Here is a 24,620-nt window from a genome sequence, read left to right as displayed (position 1 = left end):
ATAATACAATGCAATATTCCTGTTTACTTACTTTTCGGCACACTACTTGTAATACGCTCAGGACAAGAGGTAAGCCGTCCCTCTAATTTGTAAAGCACGGTTTTATTAATAACTTAATTTAATAAAAAATGGCAGTAGAAAAAACAATTGGATCATCTAGCCTCGTAGAGGTTATTGATCGTATCTTGGACAAGGGTGTTGTAGTTGATGCCTGGGTAAGAGTTTCGTTGGTAGGTATTGAGTTACTTGCTATTGAAGCAAGAATCGTTGTTGCCTCAGTTGAAACATACTTAAAGTATGCAGAAGCAATTGGATTAACTGCTAAAGCCGCTTAGGCATTTGTAGTTAAAAAATAGGTGTTCTTGCTAAATCATCCTTACGGATTAATGCTCGGAAGCATGATTTACCAAGAATTTCTATTTCAAACTCATCAATCCCTATTTTTCATCAACCTATTCAACCACAATGAATACTCAACCTGAATTAAATATAGATGGTTTTTTCGACAATATTATAACATCTTATGAAAGCCGGATTCAAAAAATTCAAACTGTCTTTCAATCATCCGAAAATATTACAGAATCATCTTATTCCTTGTTCGGGAATGTCAATAATTCTCTAAACGAACTTACAAAGGAAATAGAGATATTAAATTCCAGACTTAGCGAAACTCTGGCAAAAAATGGTTCCCTGCGAAAAAAAGATTACAATACAATAATGTCGTGTATTTTTGATATAATCGATGAAAAGAGAAGCGAAGCCGAAAGCCAGTTTTTGAATTTTGTTGAAACCCAGAAAGAAACTGCCCAATCGCTTAAGAATGGTCTGTTAGGTCTTAAAGACATTACCTCACCAGATGCGCTGGAAAGAATAAGCATCATCAAAGAGCAGCTTTCTCAAATCCCCAAACTACAGGAAATGAGAAAGGAAAAGGTAATGAAAACATTCTTGAATTTTCAGAAAATACATAACAGTATGATAGAATGCCTTGAAAACTTACTTAAAAAAGGCGATAATATTCTGGTAAAGGATATAAAAAAAGTTAAAGATCAAATAATTAAAGAGAATCAAGGCCTTATGTCAAGTATCCAATAGGGTAAATAACCATAGGGAATTAAATATTCATTAATAATTAAAAAATAAAAAATGAGACTATCATCAGAAATGAAAAATTTAAGCGAAGACATACTTGCTTCATTCAAAAAAAGAAACAAGGAAAATGAAGAGCTTGTAATTGAAGTACAAAAAACCCTTGATGGATTTCAAAAGGATCATCAAGAGATGTCAGTGGCTTTAAATGCCAATGCTGTAGCTTTAAGAGTAAAACTTGAAAAGGACGAACAAAAACGGTTAAAAGATTCAGATATTTCCTTGAAAAAAATTAGTAAAGAAAATAAGAATATGGCAACAGCTCTAAGAGCAGGGTTAAATGAGGGTGAAAAAAATAGAATGAAAGAATTTGTTGCTCTTATGAAAAGTATCAACAATAAGATTTCAGAGATTTTTACTTACACGGATAATTTGCTTGAAACTAACGAAACAGAAAGGCTCAAGGAATTTGCTAGTCTTATGAAAAACATAAATACAGAAGTTTCAGATATTTTTACATATACCCATAGTTTGCTTGAGAAAAGCGAAACGGACAGGCTTGAAGAATTTTCCATCCTTATGAAAGGTATAAATGGAGAGATTTTAAGGATTTTCACATATACTCATAATTTGCTTTCTAACGGCGAAATAGCCAGGCTTAAGGAATTTGATGTAGTAATGAAAGGGATCCAAAATGATGTAAAAAACCTTAAAAAAGCAATTAAAGCGCTACTTGGTGATTATGCGAAAGACAGAGGTGATGCATCAGCATCATGGAAAAAAATGTCGGAAATTCTTACTCAATTACGAAATAAAGTTGTTGCTCAGCCTAAGGAAGTAGCTAAAAAAATTGAAAAAAAAGAAGTTAAAATAGAAACTCCAGTTAAAGAAGTAAAGGTAATTCAGGTTGAAGTTCAGCAAAAAGTGGAAACCAAAGCAGTAATCCCAATAACTTTGGAAGAGAAAGTAACGGATTATATCAACAACCATCCACAAGGTGTAAGAATTTCAGAAATGGAAGAGCCACTGGGAGAAACACGCATGAAGCTTGGGTTTGTAGCTAAAAATTTATTAGATGAGGGGAAAGTTCAAAAAGTTGAAAATATTTACTTCCCGATAAAATAATATCCTGTACTGAGCAAGAGTTGTGGGGCATTTTCTTCAACTCAGCATTTTTAATTTATAATTGATATAAAAACCATGTCAAAAACAATCAGTTGCACCTTTTGTAATGGTCTTGGAAAGGATCCTTATGATTTACTCTCACCAATGTCGGGTTGTCAGGTTTGTAAAGGAACTGGACAGGTTGAAGTGGAGAATCCTGCAATAGCCTGTGTTTTTTGTTCGGGTACAGGTAAAAATCCGCTGGGAGCCAGAGTCCCTTGTATTGTATGTGGTGGAAAGGGAAGTAATTATTGCCAAAGCAATACAAAATGTTCGCAATGTAAGGGTACAGGAAAATCAAATGACGGCTTGCCTTGTACACGTTGTAAAGGCAAAGGATATGAAGGTAATTAATAATGAACAATACCAGCAACACAATAAGGAAAGGTCTTACGAAAAGATTAGAGGCCATGGCTAAGCATTATGCCCGCAAGGAAGAATTTGTAAAAACAAGGGCAAGAATGATACAAGACATTGAAGAGGCGAGGAACATTTGGAAATTGACTCTGGAACAATTACCTAAACAGGAGTTTTAATCAAATAATAAAGGTGAAAATTATGGAGAATAAAATAATGAACAATGAAACTAACACGGTCCTTGAACCTAAGCCCATGTCGGATTTTGTTGAGACAGCGTACATTAAAGATATTACAGAGCGTAGTCTTACCTACATAAAAGCAGGATTTCCAGTACATTTTAGAGGCCCATCTGGAACTGGAAAAACAACTGTGGCTATGCATTTAGCAAGTAAAATTGGAAGACCAGTAGTCATTATTCATGGCGATGCGGAGTATAAAACATCCGATCTGGTTGGTAGCGAGTCTGGATATAGATTTAAAAAATTAGACGATAGATTTATACATAGTGTTCACAAAGTTGAGGAAGACATGGAAAAAAAATGGGTGAATAATCGTTTAACAATAGCAGTTAAAAATGGTTTCACACTTATTTATGATGAATTTACCCGCTCACGTGCCGAAGCAAATAATATATTACTGCCCATCCTTCAGGAAAAAATGATGAGCACCTCGGCAGGAAAAGAAGAGGATTATTATATGAAAGTACATCCAGAATTTCGTGCCATCTTTACTTCAAATCCTGAAGAATATGCGGGTGTTAACCGGACTCAGGACGCATTGCGCGACAGGATGGTAACCATGGATCTCGATCATTTTGATTACGAAACTGAGTTACAGATTACCAGGGCTAAATCAAACCTTACATTGGACGATGCTGAAAAAATCATAAAGATTGTGAGAGGCTTACGCGAATCTGGGAAAACAGAATTTGACCCAACCGTTCGTGGCTCTATTATGATTGCAAAAACTTTGGCAACCATAAATGCAACTCCTTCTAAAAACAACGAAATGTTTAGATTAATATGTCAGGATATACTTACTTCTGAAACCAGCAGGGTTGGCTCAAAAACCAATCAGGAAAAGGTTAGATTAATTGTTAATGAACTGATCGAAAAAAATTGCTAATTACCCATCAACTAATATAATATATTATGCCAACTTCAAATGCAGTAAAAGGGATTGGAAGTATCAAAACAATGTACAATACAAAAAAATCAGCCATTTCAAATAATGAAGGTTCTGATTTTTTAAAAATGTATATGCTTGAAAAGGAAAGAACTCGTTTGCGAAGCGAAGAAATATTGATTTCGCGAAGACTTAATATCATTCAAATTAGGCTAAACGAAATTCAAGAGTTTTATAATGGACAATCTATACTGCTCCAAAATCCAGATAGGACAGAAAGCTATCAAACAAACAAAGATGAGGAGAAACCGAATTTTAAAACCATGTCGATAGACTATTAAAAACAATACGCTTATTATGTCACAAACACAACCCACCCATTCAATTAATGCGACTGGCCTTGCTGATATTCTTGAAAGAGTACTCGATAAAGGGATTGTAATAGCAGGTGATATTAAGATACAAATAGCTGATATTGATTTACTTACTATAAAAATCAGACTACTGGTTTGTTCAGTTGACAAGGCCATGGAGATGGGTATCAACTGGTGGCAGGAAGATACTTACCTGTCCACTAAAGCTAGAGAAAAAGAGCTGATGCAACAACATGAAACTTTAGAGGCTCGTCTGGAAAAGCTTGAAGCTATTAGTAAACCATTATAATTTACAGAACCTAATAAATTATCAATAAAATGGAAAACGATAAAAATAAAGGAAAAAGAGACGAAGCTGATTTTGAAATTTTCGGGCTTGGCGGTTTGTTCAAAGGCATCGAAAAATTGGTTGACCTTGCGGGAAAGCTCGAAGAAAAGGCCGGAATAAGTAAGGAAGGGGAGATCAATTTTGATCATATCAAAAAAGGCATGAAAGGCGTTTATGGCTTTACCATCAACACGGCAGGTGGTGGTACCCCAAAAGTGGAAACTTTCGGGAACATAAAAAAAACACCCGAAGGGCCTAAAGTAGATGAAGAGCGGGAACCGATAACAGACATCTTTGATGAAGAGAATGAAATTGTTGTCATTGCCGAAATGCCTGGAATAGAGGAAAATGACCTTATAATCGACTTGAAGGAAGACATTCTTGAAATTTCTGCGATCAGCAAAAGCCGAACATACCGAAAAGAATTACTGCTTCCGGTAAAAGTCATTAAAGAAAATTTAAGTCACAAATTCATCAACGGTATCCTTGAAATCAATATTAAAAAATAAAATCATGGCACTTGAGTGCTTAGAAAACAAGGACTTAAAACTCATTATTTTCGGAGGAAAAGGTGGTGTTGGAAAAAGTGTTTGTGCCATAGCTACTGCCCTGGCATTATCTAAAAATTTTAAAACGCTACTTATATCTACCGATCCGGCTCATTCCGTATCGGATTGTCTCGAACAAGAAATTGGTTTTAAAGTAGTAAATGTTGACGGTACAGCTAACATGTCGGCCCTTGAAGTAGATGCCGACAAAGCACTTTCCAATTTTAAAACAGAACACCGGAATGAGCTGAAAAAACTTTTTGATACCTCTACAAATCTTGACAGCGAGGACATCGATGAAATGCTGGACTTATCAATACCCGGCATTGATGAGATGATGAGTTTTAAAACCATCATTGATTTTATTGAAGAAGGTGGATACGATAAATATGTGGTGGATACAGCACCCACCGGGCATGCATTGCGATTGATTTCATCTCCAAAGTTATTGGATGATTGGATAAAAGTTGCAGCCAGAATGAGATGGAAATACCGCTATATGGTTACCAGTTTTTCGGGGTCCTATCAACAGGATGAGGTGGACGCATTGTTATTCAGCCTGAAAAAAATAGTAAAAAGAATCCAAAACCTGTTGCGGGATAAAACCAAATGTGAATTTATTCCTGTATGTATCCCCGAAGCGATGGCTACCATGGAAACAGACAGACTGCTTGCTGATCTTAGCGCATCCGGAATAATTGCGAGGCAGATTATCGTGAACAATGTAATGGTTTCGGATGATGGTGATTTTTGCAAAAGAGTAAAGGCTAATCAATTACCTTATTTACAAGAGATTAAAAAAACGTTTAGCAATTTAAATATAGTTCAAGTGCCAAAATTTGCTGAAGAAATTAAAGGACTGGAAGCGTTGGATAAATTGAGACAAGTATTGACAAGTTAATAAAGCGGTTGAAGAGTTTATGAAATGTCCCTTTGAAAATTTTGAAGTTTGGAAAACGCCAATGAAACTGGTAAATATCGAGCAAATAAACTTATAAATCAATAAACCTATCAACAAATAAATAACCCAACATATTAACTTTTTCACCAACCTTTTATCAACGAAAATGAAAGACGAAATAATATTACGTGTAAAAGAAGCCCCGGTAAAGGATGTTGGAAGGGCAATTGCTAGGATTGACCCAAAAGACATGAAGTTGATGGGTTTGGAAAGTGGCGATGTGATTGTTATAGAAGGCAAACGTGCCACGCCTGTTAAGATTATGCCTTGTTTTCCAGAAGACAGGGACAAACGTATTATTCAGATTGATGGCATTACCAGAGAAAATGCTCAGGCTGGGATTGATGAAAAAGTGAAGATCATTAAAACTACCTGCCGCCAGGCTTCAAAAATAAAACTCAAACCTGATACAAACTCTGGTTCTTTATTTAAGGCCGATGACGCAAAATATATTGGTTCGCTCATCAATGGTCTTTCGGTAACAAAAGGAGATAAAGTGAGAGCCACCCTTTTTGGTTCCCGGGCGGTTAATTATACCGTAACCGGCACCAACCCTGATGGGGTGGTACTGATACACCCAAATACCACGTTTCAGCTTGAATTGACCAAGCAAGAAGGAGAAAATAAAAGTAAGGTTTCGTACGAAGACATCGGCGGACTTGGAAATCAGGTACAGCGCATTCGGGAGATGATAGAACTGCCCTTGAAGTATCCTGAAATTTTTGAACGTCTTGGTGTTCAGGCTCCCAAAGGTGTATTTCTGTATGGCCCTCCTGGAACAGGGAAAACGCTCATCGTTAGAGCGGTGGCTCATGAAACAGATGCTTATTTTATCAACATCTCCGGTCCGGAGATCATGGGGAAATTTTATGGGGAAAGTGAAGGCCGGATAAGGAAAATTTTTGAAGAGGCTCAGGCACATGCACCATCCATCATTTTTATTGATGAAATTGATGCTATTGCGCCCAAGCGGGAAGATATGGGTGGCGAAAAACAGGTTGAAAAGCGTGTTGTAGCCCAACTATTATCACTTATGGACGGATTGGAATCAAGGGGGAAGGTCATTGTAATTGGCGCAACCAACATTCCTAATTCCATTGATCCGGCATTGAGAAGGCCGGGACGTTTTGATCGCGAAATTTCTATCTCTATTCCCGATAAAATAGGCAGGCTGGAAATTCTTCACATCCATACTAGGGGAATTCCTTTGTCGCTGGATGTAGATATGGAAAAACTAGCAGAAATTACCCATGGTTTTGTGGGTGCTGATTTGGAAGCTTTAGCCAGGGAAGCCGCCATGACTGCTTTGCGGAAAATACTCCCACAAATCGATTTCGAGATGGCCGAAATCCCTTACGAACTTTTGATGTCGCTCGAAGTAACCATGGATAACTTTTTTGACGCAATGAAAGAAGTAGAGCCTTCGGCCATAAGGGAGGTTTTTGTGGAGGTACCCAATGTGAAATGGGATGATGTTGGCGGCCTCGATGAAATAAAAGAGGCTTTAAAGGAAACCGTAGAGTGGCCACTGATATATGACGACCTGTTTAAAAAAGCCGATACCAAACCTCCCAAGGGAATTATCCTTCACGGGAAACCTGGCACAGGTAAAACCTACCTGGCAAAAGCGCTGGCAAGCGAGAGCGGAGTTAATTTTATCTCTGTAAAAGGGCCACAAATTTTAAGCCGCTACATCGGTGAATCGGAAAAAGGGGTAAGAGAATTATTCAGGATGGCAAAACAGGCATCGCCTTGTATCTTGTTTCTGGATGAAATAGATAGCCTAACCCCCAGACGCAGTAGTGACGGTTCAGGTTCCGGGGTAATCGAAAGAGTGATTGGCCAGTTCCTTACCGAAATGGATGGTATTGAAGACCTGAAAGGAGTGATTGTGCTGGCCGCTACCAACAGAATCGATTTAATTGATCCAGCTTTGCTAAGAAGTGGCCGGTTCGATCTGATATTTGAATTGCCGTTCCCAGATGTAAAAACAAGGGAAAAAATATTCGGTATTCATACCCGGAATAAACCACTTGGAAAAAAAGTAAGCCTAAATAAACTGGCCCTGAAAACAGAAAGCCTCACCGGATCAGATATCGAATTTATTTGTCGTAAAGCGGCCATGCTTGCTATTCGCGAATTGATTGATAAAAGCAAAGGAAAATCGAAGGAAGTTACCGGAGAAATCATCATCATGGAGAATCATTTCGAAGAAGCGATCGGGCTGGTATTACAACAAAATTCAACGAAAAAAGGTTGATAGAAAGGTTGATAAGTTAAGGCGTTTATGAAATATTCATTTGAAAATATGGAAGTTTGGCAAACGTCAAGGAAACTAGTTAATATCAACAAATAAACCCATCAACCAATAAACTAATAAAATGACAACAAAAGGAATATACATCTATGGAATAGTGCCGAATTTTTACAGTACGGATATATTTAAATCATTTGAAAATTCAGGGATTTATGCCATCCCCTTGCAAAATATATCTGCCATTGTTTCCGACAGGGAGAGTGCACACATTGATTATTTAGACAGGGAAAGCTTGGGATACTTGCTGGTTCATCATCAAAAAACCATAGAAGAACTCATGGAGAAAGGATTCAACATGCTTATCCCTATGCGGCTCGGTACGATTGTAAACTCAAAGGAAGAGGTTATTAAAATACTTGCAAATGGCCATGATTTAGTTATTGATACCCTAAATAAAATTGAAACCCTGACAGAAATTGACTTAGTGGTTACTTGGGCTGATTTTTCTAATACCCTCATAGAGATTGGAAACCACCCCGAGATCATCGCAATAAGAGATGATATTCTAAAAAAGACAGATACGCTTTCACAAATCGACCAGATAAAAATAGGGATGCTAGTTCAGGAAAAAGTAAAAGATAAAAACACAAAGGTTGAAACGAATATTTTGGATTCGCTGTCATCAATCAGTCTCGATATAAAATCACATGAGGTGATGAATGACGAAATGGTGACCAACTCTGCTTTTCTCATTAACAGGAATAAAAAAGAAAAATTTGAACAGATAATTGACCAACTTGATGAAGAATACAAAGGCTTGTTGAACTTCAAATTGGTTGGACCCTTGCCCTGCTATAGTTTTTATACTATTGAAGTTAAAGAATTAAATCAGGAGAATGTGGCACAGGCAAAAATAGAACTTGGCTTAACAATAGAAACTTCTGACTCTGAAATAAAAAGGGCATATCAAGAAAAAGCAAAAGAATTTCATCCCGATACAAATCAGAATAATCATAATAAGGAAAATTTCAATAGGATTAATAAAGCCTATCATACATTGCTCGAATATTCAGAAGCGGAAAGGCAATCTTCAAAAGAGAGTTTAACCTTTAAGGGAAAACAAAAAGTGAATGAAAATTTGATTTTGATAAAAATAAAGGAATAATATGCAACGTGACGGGAAATATATTTATTGCATCATTGCAACGGATTACGACATCAATCTGGGTCCAATAGGAATAGGCGGACGCGGCGACCTAGTCTCCACTATCAGTTTCGATGGCTTGTGTATGGTGGTGAGTGATCATCCCCTTAACACGGTAGTGGCTAATCCAGAAAACATGCTTGCACACCAAAAGGTTATAGAAGTGGTGATGCAGGAATTTAAGAGCATACTTCCCATTAGGTTTGGCACCATTGCGGCAACTCCTAACGAAATACGAAATCTACTTAACCGGAGATACAACGAATTTATGGAATTGCTCAAACAGTTTGAAAATAAAGTGGAGCTTAATGTGAGAGGAACATGGAAAAACATGCGAATGATATACAAAGAGATCGACAAGGAACACGTTGAGCTACAAAAAATAATGACCGAAATTGAAAAACTACATGATCAGGAAAGGAAGAACATGGAAATTGCAGATGCCGGAAATCTAGTAGCAGATGCACTGATTGAAAAAAAAGTAGAGGAAACTGAAACGATTATCGATGCTTTGCGCAGATCAGCATTCGAGTATAAACATAACAAAACAAATGGTGATGCCATGTTTATGAATACTGCATTCTTGGTGAATAGTGGCAGGGAGATCGAATTTGACCACATAATGGCCGACCTTGGTGCCAGATACGAGGACCGAAGTGATTTTGTATATACAGCTGCCTTACCTATTTATAATTTTATTGACCTGAAAATATTTCCAGAGAAATGGGAATTGTAATAGAAAAACAAAACGCTGATGACGCAGATTAATTAATAAAATAGTAACAACATATCTGAAGGATTTTATGGAAAAAGAAGTTGATATACCGAAAGAAGGAAAATATATTTATGGGATTATCAGGCATTCAGATCCATTAGACTATGGTCCGATTGGTATGGGTAAACGGACCGACCTGGTTTATGGGATAAATTTTAAAGATATTAGTGCTATCGTCAGTAATTCGCCGATCATCGAATACGAAGTCCGTAGAATAAACATGATCACTCACGAAAGAGTACTTGAAGAGGTTATGAAACAATTTACGGTTCTTCCTGTTCGGTTTTCAACTATTTCCGAACATAACGATGACTCTGGTATCCTGAGAATTCTTGAGAAAGATTACAAAAAATTTGATGACTTACTTACTAAAATGGAAGGCAAGAAAGAACTGGGTCTCAAAGTACTGACAAAGGAAGCTGTGATATATGAAAGTATCATTGAAAAATATGACGAAATTAGGTTACTCAGGGGAAAATTGATGAGTCTTCCGGCCGATAAAAGCCATTACCAGCGCATGAAAATAGGCGAAATGGTAGCAGAAGCACTCAAAAAGGAGACGGAAAATTACAAAAATAGCATTCTCGATATTTTAAATCCACTTTCTGTTGATGTAAAAATAAACGATAGCTACGGAGAAATGATGATTATCAATGTTGCCTTTCTTGTTAAAAACTTAGCTGAATCTGCATTTGATAAAGCTGTGAATGATTTAGAGGAGAAATTTGGCCGCTTTATGATCTTCAAATATGTAGGAACATTACCACTCTATAATTTTGTCACCCTTGTAATAAACACTAAAGGAATATAATATGTTTTTAATCGATAGCATACTGTTAGCACCCCTAAAAGGAGTAGTTTTTATCGCTAATAAAATCAATGAGATTGTTGAGAAAGAAACGTCGGATGAAGGCTCCGTCAAAGAAAAACTGATGCGACTACAGTTGAAATTTGAATTGGATGAAATTGATGAAGAAGAATATGACAGAAGAGAAGATGAATTGTTGAAATTACTGGAAAATATAAGGAAAGATAAATAAGGAGTGAAAAATATGAGCAACATTATTGAAGTTAAAAAAGTAGTGATTAAGTTCCTGAGAGAGAACATCAAAAGTTATGATGTAACGGTCATAAAAATTGAAAAAGTGAAAGAAATCTGGAATGCTGTGGCAGAGGTATATGAAGACGATTCATTTCTAAAATCAATGGATCTTCCGTCAAAAAAAGTGCGGCTTTTCTATGCGGTCAAACTGGATGAAAATCTTGAAATTACATCCTTCGAACGGCATGGTTCCTTGGAAGGAATAGATAGCACTGACGAATATATTAATTAACAAATTTCTGTCATGATAAATGATCTGATATATGTTTATTGCATATCACGTACTCCTCCCCGGCTTATACCGGGCATGGGGTATAGTACAGTGGAATCACTTATGTTCGATGATTTTCACGTGATCGTTAAATATGTTTCCAAAAGTGAATTCTCTGAAGAAAATTTCAAAAAGAATTTATCAGATATTCAGTGGGCGGAATTAAACGCACGGAATCATATCAGGGTAATCAGCATGATTATGGAACAGAGTACTGTGATTCCTTTTAAATTTGGCACCATCTATCATACTAAAGCCAGTTTGAAAACCTTCATTATTGATTACGCTGACTCATTGATTGAAAGCTTCAATCATATCGAGGGAAAGGAAGAATGGTCGATTAAAATTTATTGCGATCGTAAAACACTGTGCGAGCAAATTGACGAATTAAGCGAGGAAGCTGCTGCGCTTGAAAAGCAGATTATGGAAAGTTCGCCTGGGAAAGCCTTTTTGCTGGGAAGAAAAAAAACTGACCTAATCGAAAATGAGATGGACAGGATTTGTAAGAACTACGGACAGAAATATTATGATGAATTTAAAAAACTGAGCGAATCAACCAGCCTCAACAATCTACTCCCGAAAGCGTTTACCGGAAGAGAAGAGACCATGATCCTCAATACCACCTTTCTTGTAAGTAAAAACAAAGTTGCTGATTTTATAAGTACAGTTGAAACATTGAAAAAAAAAGAAGGGGATTCCGGCTTTATTATTGAAGCAACCGGTCCCTGGCCACCATTTAGTTTTATTTCCATTAAAGAAAAACAATAATGCACAATAATGTAATCGACCGGTCTAAAGACATTACCATGCTTGAATTGCTTGACAGAGTATTGAACAAAGGGGTTATCCTCAGTGGGGATATTATAATTTCAGTAGCAGATATCGACCTGGTATATGTAGGAGTGAAATTGCTTCTAAGCTCTGTTGAAACCATGGAGCAGTTAAAGTCTGGAAAGCCAATAATTTTGTAGAAATGAAAAAAATGATTTATTCCATATTATCCGTAAAAAGAAATCCAGAGAAGTTAAATGCTCTGCTGGTTGGGATGAAGGGCATTTCTGGTTCTGACTTATGTGCTGTTTCTTTTGGTGAAATTACTGCTGTAGTAAGCGATGTAAAAAGAGCTGAATTAATTGCAGATAGATCCAATGCTATTGAATATGCAGGTGTGATCGAAAACCTTGCGCAACAATTTACAGTTCTTCCCATGCGATATGGCTCAATAATGGAATCAGCCGAATTAATTAATAAAATGCTCGAAAGAAACTACCATGAATTTCAACAAAATCTCCAGGAAGTTGAAAATAAGTATGAATTTGGGCTAAAGATTTTTTGTGATTCCGAAAAATTAAAATCAGAACTGAAGATAAAATCAGAGGCAGATACCCAAACAACCGAGAATTCTGCGACGGAAATCAAAAATTCAGTTTACAAGGATTATCTGGATAAAAAACTTAAAGAGCACAGGCTTGAGGAATTGATGCTAACTTATGTTAATTCGGTCATTGAAATGATCACTGGATACCTTTTCCGGTTAAACACCGTCAATAAATTCAAAAAAAGGGCAATAACAACAACAGCTATCATTGATGCCGTTTTCTTACTTGATATGGAGCGGAAAGATGGACTAATTCATGTAATTGGGGATTTGCAAAACCAATATCCAAGGCTTAACTTTGTCCTGACTGGACCTTGGCCTCCGTATAATTTTGTTGAAATCGCCATAAAATAATCGGTATGATAAGTGAAAATAAAATACTGTTTAATACCGGATCGCTTGATGAGCTTTCGGAGGAGATCGGGAAACTAACAAACAATGAAGAATCCAGGCTAAAGCTAGGCCCAGACAATGCTGATTCCGGCTTGGCAAAACTGGTACTAACCCTGGTTGAACTCATTCGTAAACTGGTTGAAAAGCAAGCTATGCGCAGAGTTGACGGGGGATCATTGACTGAAGATGAGATTGAACGGCTTGGTGAAACCCTTATGAAACTTGAACTAAAAATGGAAGAGCTGAAAAAGCACTTTAATCTTACCGACAGGGATTTAAACATCAATCTTGGCCCATTAGGCAATTTAATGTAATATAATGAGTAAAATTTTAGGTATAGATTTAGGAACCACAAATTCCTGTATAGCTGTTATGGAAGGTAATGAACCGGTCGTAATCCTTAACAGTGAAGGTAACAGAACAACGCCTTCTGTAGTAGGATTTACTGACAGTGGTGAGCGTAAAGTTGGTGACCCGGCAAAACGTCAGGCCATTAGCAATCCAGTAAACACGATTTTTTCCATTAAACGGTTTATTGGTGAATCATACGATCTGGTTGAGAAAGAGATTAGCAGATTGCCATATCAGGTTTCAAAAGGCGAAAATAATACACCCCGTGTAAACATTTCCGGGGAACTGTATTCGGCTCAGGAGATTTCGGCTATGATTCTTCAGAAAATGAAAAAAACAGCTGAAGACTACCTTGGACAAGAGATCAAGGAGGCGGTGATTACCGTTCCTGCCTATTTCAGCGATTCACAGCGGCAGGCAACCAAAGAGGCTGGTGAGATTGCAGGGTTAACAGTCAGACGTATTATTAACGAACCTACGGCGGCAGCTCTTGCCTATGGATTGGATAAAAGGCATACAGATATTAAGGTTGCAGTATATGACCTTGGTGGCGGAACTTTCGATATTTCGATACTCGAACTCGGAAATGGTATTTTTGAAGTGAAATCTACCAACGGGAACACTCACCTTGGTGGCGATGATTTTAATCAGCTGATCATTGACTGGTTGGTTGATGAATTCAGAAAAGACGAAGGTATAGATCTCCTTAGAGATTCTATGGTACTTCTGCGGTTGAAAGAGGCGGCCGAAAACGCAAAGATCGAATTGTCTGGATTGATGGAAACTGAAATTAACCTACCCTATATTATGCTGGTTCAAGGCATACCCAAGCACTTGGTAAAGAAGCTTACCCGTGCCAAATTTGAACAGTTGGTTGATAACCTGTTGCAGTCAACTATTCTATCTTGTCAGCAGGCACTTAAGAATGCCCGATTGAAGGTCTCCGATTTAGATGAAATCATCCTCGTTGGCGGATCAACCAGAATACCTGCTGTTCAAAAAATTGTGCGTGACTTTTTCGAGAAAGAACCTTCCAAAGGTGTTAACCCAGATGAAGTTGTCGCTATTGGCGCTGCCATCCAGGGTGGAGTTCTTGCTGGCGAAGTAAAAGATGTATTGCTACTTGATGTTACACCGCTTTCATTAGGTATCGAAACCCGGGGTGGTGTGATGACACGGCTGATCGAAGCCAATACAACCATTCCTACTCAGCAATCAGAAGTCTTTTCTACGGCTGCTGATAGCCAACCCTCTGTAGAAATACACATATTACAAGGAGAACGGCCAATGGCTAACGATAACAAGAGCATCGGGAGGTTTCATTTTGATGGAATTCCGCCTTTCCATAGGGGTATTCCTAAAATCGAAGTTACCTTTGATATTGATGCTAATGGCATTCTTCATGTGACTGCCAAAGATCAGTTAACTGACAAATCGCAGCAGATTCGCATTGAGGCCTCTACCGGACTTTCGCATGAGGATATTCACCGGATGAAGGAGGAAGCCAGGCAACACGCTGTTTCGGATAGAGAGACAAAAGAAAAGGTGGTTCAAAGCAATCAAGCCGACACTCAGATCTTCCAAACGGAAAAACAGTTAAAGAAATTTGGGGATACAATTCCAGGTAACAAAAAGGCTGCTATTGAAAATGCACTTGAAGAGTTGAAATCAGCGATTAAAAACCGAAGTTTTACCGATATTGAACAGGCTATGGAAACTCTGAGTACCGTATGCCAATTGGCTAGTGAAGAGTTGAGTATAGATCAAAGCTAAAAACCTTTCACAATGAAGACACTAATATATGTTCCCATCATTCATACAAGTGCCGACATGGGATCCATGGCAGCCGAGCTAACCCAGAAGGGTATTGATGAATTTGGGAGAGAATTTTGGGAAACACATGTTGATACCGTTAACAAATACTGGGAGATAATAAGCCAATATTGTGATACTATTGGGCTTGGCGGAAAAGTTGTAAAAATATACCAGGATGGAATGGTTGCGGATGGAGAGATCGCAATAAAAATCATGGAAGATAGCATAAAGGCAGGAAGTAAGAACTATGAAATTATTTCAAGACTGGTCAAACGGGGAGCTATTATCGTGCAAACCGAGGATATTTCGATGGTTAAAAAAGAATTGGAAATGCTAAAATTGATACCCTCTTCCGGCCCATTAATCATGAAACTGATCAGGATTATTAGGTTTAAAATTAGCCGATCCAAACTGTTGAATCAACGGGATGAGTATATTGCTGGCAGGATTTCGGCAACACTCGGCCCAAATGAAACGGGTATAATCTTTCTTGGGGCTTATCATAATATTTTAGATAAACTGCCGAAAGATATAAGAATAAATGAACAAAAAGAAATCCATAAAGTAAGGGAATACCAAAAACTCCTTCCGTTCTATGCTATAAAAAAACAACGTTTTGAAGAACTCTCTCAGTACCTCATAAAACCTATAGTGAGCAAGTGACAGCAGGGTATTAACAAAGCCCTTATTTAGTATCTGATGGTGGAGAGAACAAATCAAAATTCTGGGTTTGGCTCTCCACTTTTTTATCAATAGTTATTACATTTATTTGTTATGTTGTATAAATAACCTTTATTTACCCAAGGTTGTTGCACTAAATTGTATGTTGTTCCTGATGTTGGGTTTGAAGCTCCTACCCCATCTTGTCATTCCGTCCACATATTCCAAGTATCTAAAGCTACTCCAACAAAAGGTTATCCTTTTCCCTAAGATGAAAAATATTATACTACACCAATACTTCCTACAAAACTTTTTGTTTCCAATAATTTCAGGATTTAATTCAATTCTTTATTAGGTTAAGAAAGTAGCTCAATCCTTGGCTTTGTAAACCACCGCATCAAGTTTCATTTGCTTTATCATGCTCTCCAATCCTCCGGCACGTTTCATCGAAAGCATGCTTTTAAATCCTATCCTTTCAATAAAATTAAGCGGGGCTTTAATAATTTCATCAGGTGTATGCCCCGAAAGTACATGAATCAACATGGCAACAAGCCCTTTAGCATAATCGGCATTTGCATCTGCATAAAAAATAATTTTACCATCTTTTAATTCACTATATAACCACACATGTGCCTGGCATCCTTTTATCATACAGTTATCCGTTTTCAATGAAACGTCTAATGGTTTTAGATTTTTACCTAAATCAATCAGGTATCCGAATTTATCAAACAGGTCCTCAAACTCCGAGAATTCTTCCACGAGTTCCTGCTCTATATTTTCTATTGTTTTCATCTCTATCATTTTTGGTTTATTCGTTTAATTGATTTCACAATTGCGTTTGCAAAAACATCTATTTCCTCCTTTGTATTATAAAATGAAAAACTTGCACGCACAGTCCCCGGAATTTGATAATGTGCCATTAGTGGTTGCGTACAGTGGTGCCCTGTTCGTACTGCTATTCCCTGCGCATCCAGGAGCATGCCTAAGTCAAGCGGATGGATCCCATCCACAACAAACGAAATTACACTTGCTTTTTCTTTTGCCGTGCCGATAATTCGCAAATTATCAATCGCTGAAAGTTTTTCTGTAGCATACCCAAGCAGTTCGTGTTCATAAGTAGCAATATTTTCAAGACCGAGTACGTTGATGTAGTCCAGTGCCACTGCAAGACCAATTCCTCCTTCTATATTCGGAGTGCCTGCCTCAAATCGAAGAGGCGATTCTGCGTATTCTGATTTATCGAATGAAACTGTTTTAATAGTTCCTCCACCTACTTGATAATTCGGGAGTTTATTAAGCCATTCTTCTTTACCATAAAGTATTCCTACTCCTGTGGGAGCATAAACTTTGTGCCCGCTAAAGCAATAAAAATCTGCATCTAAATCTTGCACATCCACTTTTATATGAGGGATTGATTGGGCTCCATCCACAAGCACAGGAATATTTTTCGAGTGAGCGATAGCAATCATCTCTTTTACGGGATTTACCGTACCAAGTGTGTTTGATACGTGTGTAATGGCGATCAGTTTTGTTTTTGCAGAAAGTAGTTTTTTATATTCGTCCATACACAATTCTCCGCTATCAGTGATTGGGATAACTTTAAGTACTGCATTTTTTTCTTCGCATAACTGTTGCCAAGGAAGAATATTACTGTGATGCTCCATCTCACTAACAACAATCTCGTCGCCAGCATTCACATACTTTTTCCCAAACGCAGTGGCTATAAAGTTGATGCTATCAGTAGTTCCGCTTGTAAAAATTATTTCGTGTTCCTGTTTAGCACCTATATGTTTTTGAACAGTAATTCGGGCATTCTCATATTCATCAGTTACATCCTGACTCATTCGATGAACTCCACGGTGAATGTTAGCGTTCTGCACCGTGTAATATTTTATGAGGGCATCAATCACTTGTTGCGGTTTCTGTGTAGTAGCACCGTTATCAAAATAAATCAATGGCTTATTATTCACCATCCTTGAAAGGATAGGGAAATCTTTTCGGATTTTATGAACATCAAAAAGAATTATTTTTTCTAAGTTTTTTGGCAGTTTCATTTATTCCTTTTTATATGTTTATTTGTTCTTTTTTTTTCGAATCTTGTTAGACTATCTTGACCTACAACATTTACATAACCCAAGAAGTTATCAATAGCCGGTTCCTCAATTATGATTTCTATCTCTTCCTTTAAATCTTTCAGAATCATGCCTTCTTTAATTAGTGTTTGAATTTCTTTAACCCTTGAGATTTTTATAGGTATTAAATCATCTTCATTCGGGTAACTAAACCACATTATATTTTTTTCAATATCTGTTTTTTGACGGCTGGCGATACCTTTAAGCGTTTTTATTCTATTGAGATCATTGTCCTTCAAAGAAGATTTGTTGTTTTCTCGATCTTCTATTAAGCAACATTTGAATTCAGTCCATTGTTTATCTTTATTCCTGCCGTATAATGTAGCCCTAGTATTAAAATCTGTTAACCAGGCAGTATGACAAAACTCTCTTCCACAAGTACCGATACCACCTAAACGGGCGGCTTCCTCGAACAGGCTAATCTGACGCATTACTATTTTGATATGAAACGCTGTAGCCATTACCAGAATTAGTTCCCGGAAATCTACCCGTCCTTCAGCGGTATAATAGAAGGTGGCACTTGACTTATCCCCTTGATAATCAACATCACATATTTTCATCTTCAAGTCCAAATCTTTAGCTAAAATTCGGGCTTTATACATCGTTTCAGATTCCAAACCCTTCGCTGTTTTCCATTTTTCAATATCCGCTGATGTTGCCTTTCTATAGATTTTTTTAATGACTTCTTCCGTCTGGATATTGTGTTTTTTTAATTGCAACCTAACCAGTTCTCCTGTTAATGAAACATGACCTGTATCGTGTCCTCCAATGGTTTCAACAACTACTATATCTGTTTGTTTAAGAGATATATTTTCATGCTTCAAATAAAAATCTTTACGTCCTCCTTTAAATTTTACTTCAACAATGTTGAATGTTTGTTGATTGGGTGGCAATGGTATATCGGCAAGCCAATCATATATATTTAATTGACTATAACCACTGATTAGGGATGGTACATCATTTTTGTGTTTTGTAGTAGTATCCATAGCTATTGTATAAATTCCTTTTTCATGTTTGTCAATATATACTGTTTTGTTCCTTTTGCTGAGCATATTAAACTTTAATTTTTTATCTAAAATTAATTCACCTTTGCTCAATTACTTTAATAAACCGGTTCAACAATTATCTCTGTTAAAACCGAATTGGCTATAAAACATTCCCGGTGAGCACGGTGGTGCATTGCATTAATTATTGTTTTATCGGGTATATTATCTCCTTTAAAGCTGATGTTCGGCCTTAGATACACGGTTGTTACCGCCATTTTTAATTTCTCATTTTTACCCAGTATGGCTATTGCATTATCTTCATACATTGCCACCGTATATTTTTTCATGGAAGCTATAGCGAGAAATGTGAGCATGTGACAACTTGCAAACGATGCGGCAAAGGCTTCTTCCGGGTTCACCAACTCTGACCTACCCAGATAATCTGGAGCAGCAGAAGCTTTTATTAAAGTTTCTCCTTCAAATTTCCACAAGTGACTGCGGTCATACGTTTTGTATGATAAATCATCTTCTTTGTTTTTCCAGTTTAAATAAACTTTATGTTCTGACATGTTTTTATGTTTTAAATTATTTTACACTATTTTATTTTTTTGCAAGAACTTAAGATGAACAGGAAACACTATAATTTTCTTTTCTGTAGGCGTTGGTTTTGAATACGATTCATATTCTGGATGTTCGGCAAATGGCGAATACAAAATTTCTAACCATTTTTTTAATTTTTCATTCCCTCCTTTTTCTACCTCCTCAATTATTTCCTGAGCAATATAATTTCTTAATACATACTTTGGATTTACGCGTTTCATTTCCATCTGGCGTTTCATTTCGTCAGATAATTCTCTTTTCAATCTTTGGTCATAAAGTGAAAGCCATAGTATCACTCTTGAGGCAGGAATTCCTAAACCGTACATGGTTTCTGAGCAAAGATATTCTCTGACTGATGAACGAATTACGGCTTTGCCATCTCCCATTCTGGAAAAAGAAGTTTTGCCTGATCCTTTAGTTTGTATTTCCCATCGCTTTCCATCAGAAGTTAAAATTTCGCACTAGGAAATTGCCCTGCCATCGCCTAACTGTCCGGCATAGCTCCCAAATTGATGACCGGTATAACGGGTAGCAATTCTCTGCTCATTACTAATCTTGATTTAACCATTTTTGTAAAATGGAATCACTAAGTGAATCAAGACCAAGTTCTTTTTTTAACACCGTTACATGAATAAGAGTAGGATCTTTTAATGGGGTAAGCGCAACATGTTCATACAAAAATGCAGGAAGTTTTTGGAAAGAATTATCAAATTAATAGCAACGTCGAACATGATGTTTGTTTAATATATTATTTTTTTGGAGGCAATCCAAATGCAACAGCCTCATGTTCAAAGTACCCGTTATGAGCACCATCACAAAAAGGTTTATTTTTAGAAAGACCACAACGGCAAAGTGAAAGCATCTCTCGTCCTGCTAAATCATATACATTCCCATTTTTATCTACAATCTCAAAGTCATTTTCTATTCTCAGGGAACCATTATTGTTTACTGTAATTTTTGTTTTAGCCATAATTATTTTTGTGAGCGTAAATATTAAATCTATTTTATTTATTAAAACAAGTGTCTTTCTGCATGATAAGATGATCTTATTAATGGTCCGCTTTCAACAAAACGAAAACCCTTGTTCATGCCTATTTCTTTATACTTTGCAAATATTTCTGGCTTAATAAATTCTATAACGAGTAAATGGTTTTTAGTAGGCTGCATATACTGGCCAATAGTTAATATATCAACACCAACGCTTCTCAAGTCGTCCATAGTTTCATATATTTCTTCTTCTGTTTCACCTAAACCCAACATGATACCTGATTTAGTTTTCATCCCTGCTTCCTTTAATCTTTTGAGAACCTCTAGGCTTCTGTCATACTTTGCCTGTACCCTAACTTCTTTCGTTAATCTGCGTACGGTTTCAAGATTATGTGAAACTATTTCGGGATGCGCATTAATAATTCGTTGGAGATTTTCCCATTTACCCTGAAAATCCCCAATAAGCGTTTCCATGGTAATTCCCGGGCATGCTTTTCTTACTTCATTTACGGTTTCTTCCCATATCATAGAACCACCATCTTTCAAGTCATCTCTATCAACCGAAGTTATTACGGCATGTTTCAACTTCATTAGGCGAATAGATTCGGCCACCATTTTAGGTTCCTCCGGATCAGCAGGCAGAGGTTTACCAGTATGTACATTACAAAATCCGCAGGATCTTGTACAGGTATTCCCCAATATCATAAAGGTAGCCGTTCCATTTCCCCAACATTCGCCCATGTTAGGACAACTGCCGCTTTCACATATCGTATGTAGTTTATGTTCGGATACTATTTGTCTTACTTCGGCATATTCTTTTCCTGTGGGTAGTTTTACACGAAGCCAATCTGGTTTTTTAGTATATTTACTTTCTTCTTCAATTATTTCTGACATAATCTAAATTTTAACCAATATTAATTTTTTATTTTATTACATTGGTATTATAATTCCCCATAGCATGATAGTTTTATCATCACCAGTTGAAATCAAATAATTATTAAAATCACTCCATAAAAGTTTATTTACCGAATGGGTATGGCCTCCGTGTTGAGACTTATCTATTCGATAGGGTAGTTCAAAGTTTTCTGCATCCCATATTTTAATTGTTTTATCTCTGCTACCCGTAGCAAAAAACTTTTTATCAGGACTGAAAACGATGCTGTAAATAGCGTAATTATGGGCAGGAATATGATGGATCAACGCATAATTGTTTTCAATATCCCATACATTCAAATAGGCATCTCTAGAACCAGACAAAAGGTATTTCCCGTTTGGATGATAGCGTACTGTATTTACCGAAAAATCATCAAGATGCCCCTTAAGGATTTTCTTTTCTTCATAGGTTTCAAAATCAAAAATTCGAATAGACCCATCACCGCATCCAATAGCTGCTTCTTTCAAAATAATATTAAAATCGATGCTACGGATATTTTTATCACAAAGTTTTAGAGCTGTTATCAATGAGAAATCATTGATTGACCAAACTGAAAGTGTACCGTCACCAGCTAAAACCCAAAAGCATTCTGTTTCTGGTAAATATTGGATATCAAAAATGTATTCCTTATGAAGCTGTAATAGTTTTATTTCCTTATTTTCTTTTAAGTCAATAACATGAATACCTCCTAATGACTGACCGATAAGTAATATATTTCTATCGGGAACATATTTCAATGCCATGGCTTTGGCAGGTAATTTCGCAACAACTTTGTTTTGTTCCTGGTCTTTCATATTCCATTCTACCACAAGGTTATCACTGCTGCCAGAGTAAAAAAGATGAGCTTCATGAGCAAATTCTAATGTGTAAATAGCACCTCCGTGTCCATTAAATTGACCTGTTTTTTCTATTTGTATTTTTGTAAGTGCAGTTATCATATAAGATGCATAAATTCTTTTTTGTGTAGTAATTCTTCTATTGTTTCTCTGTAATCCGGATCATCTACGCAGCAATCTACCGGACAAACTGCGGCACATTGTGGTTCATCATGAAAACCGACACACTCGGTACATTTATCAGTTACGATATAATAAAAATCCATAGAAACAGGCGTATTGGGAGTATCAACATCAACGGTATTACCTGAATTTTGTCCTGTGTAAAAGCCTTTGAGTGCGGTGCCGTCTGCATATCTCCATTCATCACCACCTTCATAAATTGCATTATTGGGGCATTCAGGCTCGCATGCTCCACAATTTATACACTCCTCTGTTATCATTATTGCCATAGTAATGAATTTTAGTAATCAAGATTTAATTTAATAATTTATTTAGCGCTTCCTTCTATAATATTTTGTAACACTCCAGAAACATCTTTTTCATTTTTCATCATGTCTGCCATAGTTACCTTATCTAGTAATTTATCCAGTGTAGCCTGCATCATTGACCAAAGCGAACGGATGGAACAATCTACAGAATTAGTGCATAACGCAAGTATTCCTGCATGACTATCACAGAATTTTTTATCGAAAAACCTTCCACCCAAAGCTTTCAATGTATCATTTATTGTTATGGAAGCAGCAGGTTTTGCGAGTACATATCCGCCCATGTGGCCTCTTGTACTGTTAATTAATCCCTTTATGCGAAGTAGTCGGGTTAATTTAGCAACATAGTTAATAGATAATCCTTCTGCTTCACTTAGCTGACGAATGCTTAGTCCTTTCTCATCTGTGCATCGGGTTATCCTTACCATTATTCTTAATCCATATTCTACCTGAGCTGTTATTTTCATAATTGTATTATTTAATTAGTTTGTGTATTTAATTTACTATTACAGACAAAGTTCGCAAATAAAAAAGTAGCTTACTATTGCAAATTTATTATAAACCATAAACACAAACTAAATAGACACAAACTATTTAGTTTTTATCCTTACCTAAATCAGTATAACAACCGTATTTGCCTTGAGTAATATTTTCAAAATCTTTTGCAGAAATTGACGGCCCTGTATTACTGCATTCGTTGTTAAAAATAACTACCAATTGGCTGGCAATACTTTCTGCTGTATGTCCGTCAATGTCGGATCGTTTAAAAATCGCCACTGGCTCACCATTTCTAAAAAGGGCAATGTGGGGTGAGGAAGTTTGATGATTTGCAAGATATTTATTCCTGTACCAGTCAATTGCATCTTTTTCCATTCCACCAAACAGCGTGTAAAGCTCATCAGGGATACTACTGTTTTGCAACGCCATCATTACTCCTGGTCGTCCACTACCTGCCGAACAACCGCATACAGAGTTGATTACAACAAGTATCGTTTTGTCATCATTTCTGTCTAATGCCTTATCTACATCTTCAGGGGTTAATAATTCTTTGCAACCTACAGCTGTTAGTTCCTCTCTCATGGGCTGAACATAAACGGCATCATAGCTGGGTTGTTGCGTGATTTTGGTTAAATTAGATTGTTCCATTTTTTTAATGATTAATTTTGTTATTGTTTAATTTACATCATTCCAGTTTCAAATTTAGCCGTCTCGCTCATCATGTCTTTTGACCAAGCGGGATCCCAAGTTACTTCTACATTAGAGCTGCTAACTCCAGGAATATTCCTAATCTTTTCTTCCACTTCTGGAGGAAGTGTTCCCGCTACCGGACATGAAGGGGAGGTTAGTGTCATTATGGTATGCACATTGGCTTCATCATCAATGTTGATTCCATATACCAATCCTAAATCATAAATATTGGTAGGTATTTCTGGGTCGAAACAGGTTGTTAGAACCTCTATGACTTTTATTTCCAATGCTATTTTCGCTGCTATTTCCATTTT

At 36.8% G+C, this 24,620-nt stretch carries 33 protein-coding genes and 1 pseudogene; 22 read left to right on the top strand and 12 right to left on the bottom strand.

Annotated elements, in window-relative coordinates:
* The first annotated feature begins 128 nt into the window (after positions 1 to 128).
* From gvpA to EKL98_RS07965, 22 genes are all read left to right on the top strand, one after another.
* Complete coding sequence (gene gvpA, locus EKL98_RS08065) at positions 129 to 335, top strand: gas vesicle structural protein GvpA (protein WP_126462316.1); 207 nt, start codon at positions 129 to 131, stop codon at positions 333 to 335.
* 130 nt (positions 336 to 465) lie between these two features.
* The gene (locus tag EKL98_RS08060) at positions 466 to 1,095 is read left to right on the top strand and encodes a hypothetical protein (RefSeq protein ID WP_126462319.1); all 630 of its coding nucleotides are present in this window, start codon (positions 466 to 468) and stop codon (positions 1,093 to 1,095) included.
* A 51-nt stretch (positions 1,096 to 1,146) separates the two neighbouring features.
* A complete protein-coding gene (locus EKL98_RS08055) occupies positions 1,147 to 2,214 on the top strand; it encodes a hypothetical protein (protein ID WP_126462322.1) in 1,068 nt (355 codons plus the stop codon).
* A 75-nt stretch (positions 2,215 to 2,289) separates the two neighbouring features.
* On the top strand, positions 2,290 to 2,607 hold the full coding sequence (locus EKL98_RS17590) for a hypothetical protein (protein WP_158614853.1): 318 nt from the start codon (positions 2,290 to 2,292) through the stop codon (positions 2,605 to 2,607).
* Between the two features lie 56 nt (positions 2,608 to 2,663).
* Positions 2,664 to 2,789: a hypothetical protein gene (locus EKL98_RS18420; RefSeq protein ID WP_255416378.1), complete on the top strand. Its 126-nt coding sequence runs from the start codon at positions 2,664 to 2,666 to the stop codon at positions 2,787 to 2,789.
* A gap of 22 nt (positions 2,790 to 2,811) precedes the next feature.
* On the top strand, positions 2,812 to 3,738 hold the full coding sequence (gvpN, locus tag EKL98_RS08045; RefSeq protein WP_233579299.1) for a gas vesicle protein GvpN: 927 nt from the start codon (positions 2,812 to 2,814) through the stop codon (positions 3,736 to 3,738).
* Positions 3,739 to 3,764: 26 nt separating this feature from the next.
* On the top strand, positions 3,765 to 4,079 hold the full coding sequence (locus EKL98_RS08040) for a hypothetical protein (RefSeq protein ID WP_126462325.1): 315 nt from the start codon (positions 3,765 to 3,767) through the stop codon (positions 4,077 to 4,079).
* 16 nt (positions 4,080 to 4,095) lie between these two features.
* Complete coding sequence (locus tag EKL98_RS08035) at positions 4,096 to 4,401, top strand: gas vesicle protein (protein ID WP_126462327.1); 306 nt, start codon at positions 4,096 to 4,098, stop codon at positions 4,399 to 4,401.
* A 29-nt stretch (positions 4,402 to 4,430) separates the two neighbouring features.
* The gene (locus tag EKL98_RS08030) at positions 4,431 to 4,949 is read left to right on the top strand and encodes an Hsp20/alpha crystallin family protein (RefSeq protein ID WP_126462330.1); all 519 of its coding nucleotides are present in this window, start codon (positions 4,431 to 4,433) and stop codon (positions 4,947 to 4,949) included.
* 4 nt (positions 4,950 to 4,953) lie between these two features.
* Positions 4,954 to 5,889 carry an ArsA family ATPase gene (locus EKL98_RS08025; RefSeq protein ID WP_126462333.1) on the top strand — a complete coding sequence of 312 codons (936 nt, stop codon included), beginning with the start codon at positions 4,954 to 4,956 and terminating at the stop codon, positions 5,887 to 5,889.
* 166 nt (positions 5,890 to 6,055) lie between these two features.
* Positions 6,056 to 8,209 carry a CDC48 family AAA ATPase gene (locus EKL98_RS08020; RefSeq protein ID WP_126561993.1) on the top strand — a complete coding sequence of 718 codons (2,154 nt, stop codon included), beginning with the start codon at positions 6,056 to 6,058 and terminating at the stop codon, positions 8,207 to 8,209.
* A gap of 121 nt (positions 8,210 to 8,330) precedes the next feature.
* Complete coding sequence (locus EKL98_RS08015; protein WP_126561992.1) at positions 8,331 to 9,371, top strand: GvpL/GvpF family gas vesicle protein; 1,041 nt, start codon at positions 8,331 to 8,333, stop codon at positions 9,369 to 9,371.
* 1 nt (position 9,372) lies between these two features.
* Positions 9,373 to 10,146, top strand: coding sequence for a GvpL/GvpF family gas vesicle protein (locus EKL98_RS08010; protein WP_126462343.1), 774 nt, complete (start codon positions 9,373 to 9,375; stop codon positions 10,144 to 10,146).
* A gap of 67 nt (positions 10,147 to 10,213) precedes the next feature.
* Positions 10,214 to 10,996, top strand: a complete 783-nt coding sequence (locus tag EKL98_RS08005) for a GvpL/GvpF family gas vesicle protein (protein WP_126561991.1) — start codon at positions 10,214 to 10,216, stop codon at positions 10,994 to 10,996.
* Position 10,997: 1 nt separating this feature from the next.
* Complete coding sequence (locus EKL98_RS08000; RefSeq protein WP_126462349.1) at positions 10,998 to 11,225, top strand: gas vesicle protein GvpG; 228 nt, start codon at positions 10,998 to 11,000, stop codon at positions 11,223 to 11,225.
* A 12-nt stretch (positions 11,226 to 11,237) separates the two neighbouring features.
* Positions 11,238 to 11,519 carry a gas vesicle protein GvpO gene (locus EKL98_RS07995; RefSeq protein WP_126462352.1) on the top strand — a complete coding sequence of 94 codons (282 nt, stop codon included), beginning with the start codon at positions 11,238 to 11,240 and terminating at the stop codon, positions 11,517 to 11,519.
* Between the two features lie 12 nt (positions 11,520 to 11,531).
* Positions 11,532 to 12,326, top strand: coding sequence for a GvpL/GvpF family gas vesicle protein (locus EKL98_RS07990; RefSeq protein WP_126462354.1), 795 nt, complete (start codon positions 11,532 to 11,534; stop codon positions 12,324 to 12,326).
* A complete protein-coding gene (locus EKL98_RS07985; protein WP_126462357.1) occupies positions 12,326 to 12,529 on the top strand; it encodes a gas vesicle protein in 204 nt (67 codons plus the stop codon). Before EKL98_RS07990 ends, EKL98_RS07985 begins: the two co-directional genes overlap by 1 nt.
* Positions 12,530 to 12,531: 2 nt before the next feature.
* Positions 12,532 to 13,290: a GvpL/GvpF family gas vesicle protein gene (locus EKL98_RS07980; RefSeq protein WP_126462360.1), complete on the top strand. Its 759-nt coding sequence runs from the start codon at positions 12,532 to 12,534 to the stop codon at positions 13,288 to 13,290.
* 5 nt (positions 13,291 to 13,295) lie between these two features.
* Complete coding sequence (locus tag EKL98_RS07975) at positions 13,296 to 13,643, top strand: gas vesicle protein K (RefSeq protein WP_231507434.1); 348 nt, start codon at positions 13,296 to 13,298, stop codon at positions 13,641 to 13,643.
* Between the two features lie 4 nt (positions 13,644 to 13,647).
* Positions 13,648 to 15,453, top strand: coding sequence for a molecular chaperone DnaK (gene dnaK, locus EKL98_RS07970; RefSeq protein WP_126561990.1), 1,806 nt, complete (start codon positions 13,648 to 13,650; stop codon positions 15,451 to 15,453).
* Between the two features lie 12 nt (positions 15,454 to 15,465).
* On the top strand, positions 15,466 to 16,158 hold the full coding sequence (locus EKL98_RS07965; protein WP_233579300.1) for a hypothetical protein: 693 nt from the start codon (positions 15,466 to 15,468) through the stop codon (positions 16,156 to 16,158).
* Between the two features lie 366 nt (positions 16,159 to 16,524).
* Here EKL98_RS07965 and EKL98_RS07960 read toward each other — a convergent pair whose 3' ends face one another.
* From EKL98_RS07960 to EKL98_RS07905, 12 genes and pseudogenes are all read right to left on the bottom strand, one after another.
* Positions 16,525 to 16,947, bottom strand: coding sequence for a SufE family protein (locus EKL98_RS07960; RefSeq protein ID WP_126462366.1), 423 nt, complete (start codon positions 16,945 to 16,947; stop codon positions 16,525 to 16,527).
* Between the two features lie 5 nt (positions 16,948 to 16,952).
* Positions 16,953 to 18,209 (bottom strand): aminotransferase class V-fold PLP-dependent enzyme, encoded by a 1,257-nt coding sequence (locus EKL98_RS07955; protein ID WP_126561989.1) that lies wholly within the window; start codon positions 18,207 to 18,209, stop codon positions 16,953 to 16,955.
* Positions 18,206 to 19,384 (bottom strand): PSP1 domain-containing protein, encoded by a 1,179-nt coding sequence (locus EKL98_RS07950; protein ID WP_126462372.1) that lies wholly within the window; start codon positions 19,382 to 19,384, stop codon positions 18,206 to 18,208. The genes EKL98_RS07955 and EKL98_RS07950 overlap by 4 nt, the downstream gene beginning before the upstream one ends.
* A 5-nt stretch (positions 19,385 to 19,389) precedes the next feature.
* On the bottom strand, positions 19,390 to 19,842 hold the full coding sequence (locus EKL98_RS07945; protein ID WP_126561988.1) for an OsmC family protein: 453 nt from the start codon (positions 19,840 to 19,842) through the stop codon (positions 19,390 to 19,392).
* A gap of 21 nt (positions 19,843 to 19,863) precedes the next feature.
* Positions 19,864 to 20,409: pseudogene (locus EKL98_RS18555) on the bottom strand (protein adenylyltransferase SelO family protein).
* A 212-nt stretch (positions 20,410 to 20,621) separates the two neighbouring features.
* Positions 20,622 to 20,843: a CDGSH iron-sulfur domain-containing protein gene (locus EKL98_RS07935; RefSeq protein WP_126561987.1), complete on the bottom strand. Its 222-nt coding sequence runs from the start codon at positions 20,841 to 20,843 to the stop codon at positions 20,622 to 20,624.
* A gap of 41 nt (positions 20,844 to 20,884) precedes the next feature.
* Complete coding sequence (gene lipA / locus EKL98_RS07930; RefSeq protein ID WP_126462377.1) at positions 20,885 to 21,754, bottom strand: lipoyl synthase; 870 nt, start codon at positions 21,752 to 21,754, stop codon at positions 20,885 to 20,887.
* A gap of 36 nt (positions 21,755 to 21,790) precedes the next feature.
* Positions 21,791 to 22,732 (bottom strand): WD40 repeat domain-containing protein, encoded by a 942-nt coding sequence (locus EKL98_RS07925; RefSeq protein WP_126462380.1) that lies wholly within the window; start codon positions 22,730 to 22,732, stop codon positions 21,791 to 21,793.
* On the bottom strand, positions 22,729 to 23,082 hold the full coding sequence (locus EKL98_RS07920; protein ID WP_126462383.1) for a 4Fe-4S binding protein: 354 nt from the start codon (positions 23,080 to 23,082) through the stop codon (positions 22,729 to 22,731). The genes EKL98_RS07925 and EKL98_RS07920 overlap by 4 nt, the downstream gene beginning before the upstream one ends.
* Before the next feature lie 38 nt (positions 23,083 to 23,120).
* Positions 23,121 to 23,585 (bottom strand): RrF2 family transcriptional regulator, encoded by a 465-nt coding sequence (locus tag EKL98_RS07915; protein WP_126462386.1) that lies wholly within the window; start codon positions 23,583 to 23,585, stop codon positions 23,121 to 23,123.
* A 127-nt stretch (positions 23,586 to 23,712) separates the two neighbouring features.
* The gene (locus EKL98_RS07910; protein WP_126561986.1) at positions 23,713 to 24,264 is read right to left on the bottom strand and encodes a BrxA/BrxB family bacilliredoxin; all 552 of its coding nucleotides are present in this window, start codon (positions 24,262 to 24,264) and stop codon (positions 23,713 to 23,715) included.
* Positions 24,265 to 24,296: 32 nt separating this feature from the next.
* Positions 24,297 to 24,617 (bottom strand): iron-sulfur cluster assembly protein, encoded by a 321-nt coding sequence (locus EKL98_RS07905; RefSeq protein WP_126462392.1) that lies wholly within the window; start codon positions 24,615 to 24,617, stop codon positions 24,297 to 24,299.
* Positions 24,618 to 24,620: the final 3 nt, after the last annotated feature.

This window comes from Flavobacterium bomense (assembly GCF_003970355.1).
This window is presented reverse-complemented; position numbering and strand designations above follow the sequence as displayed.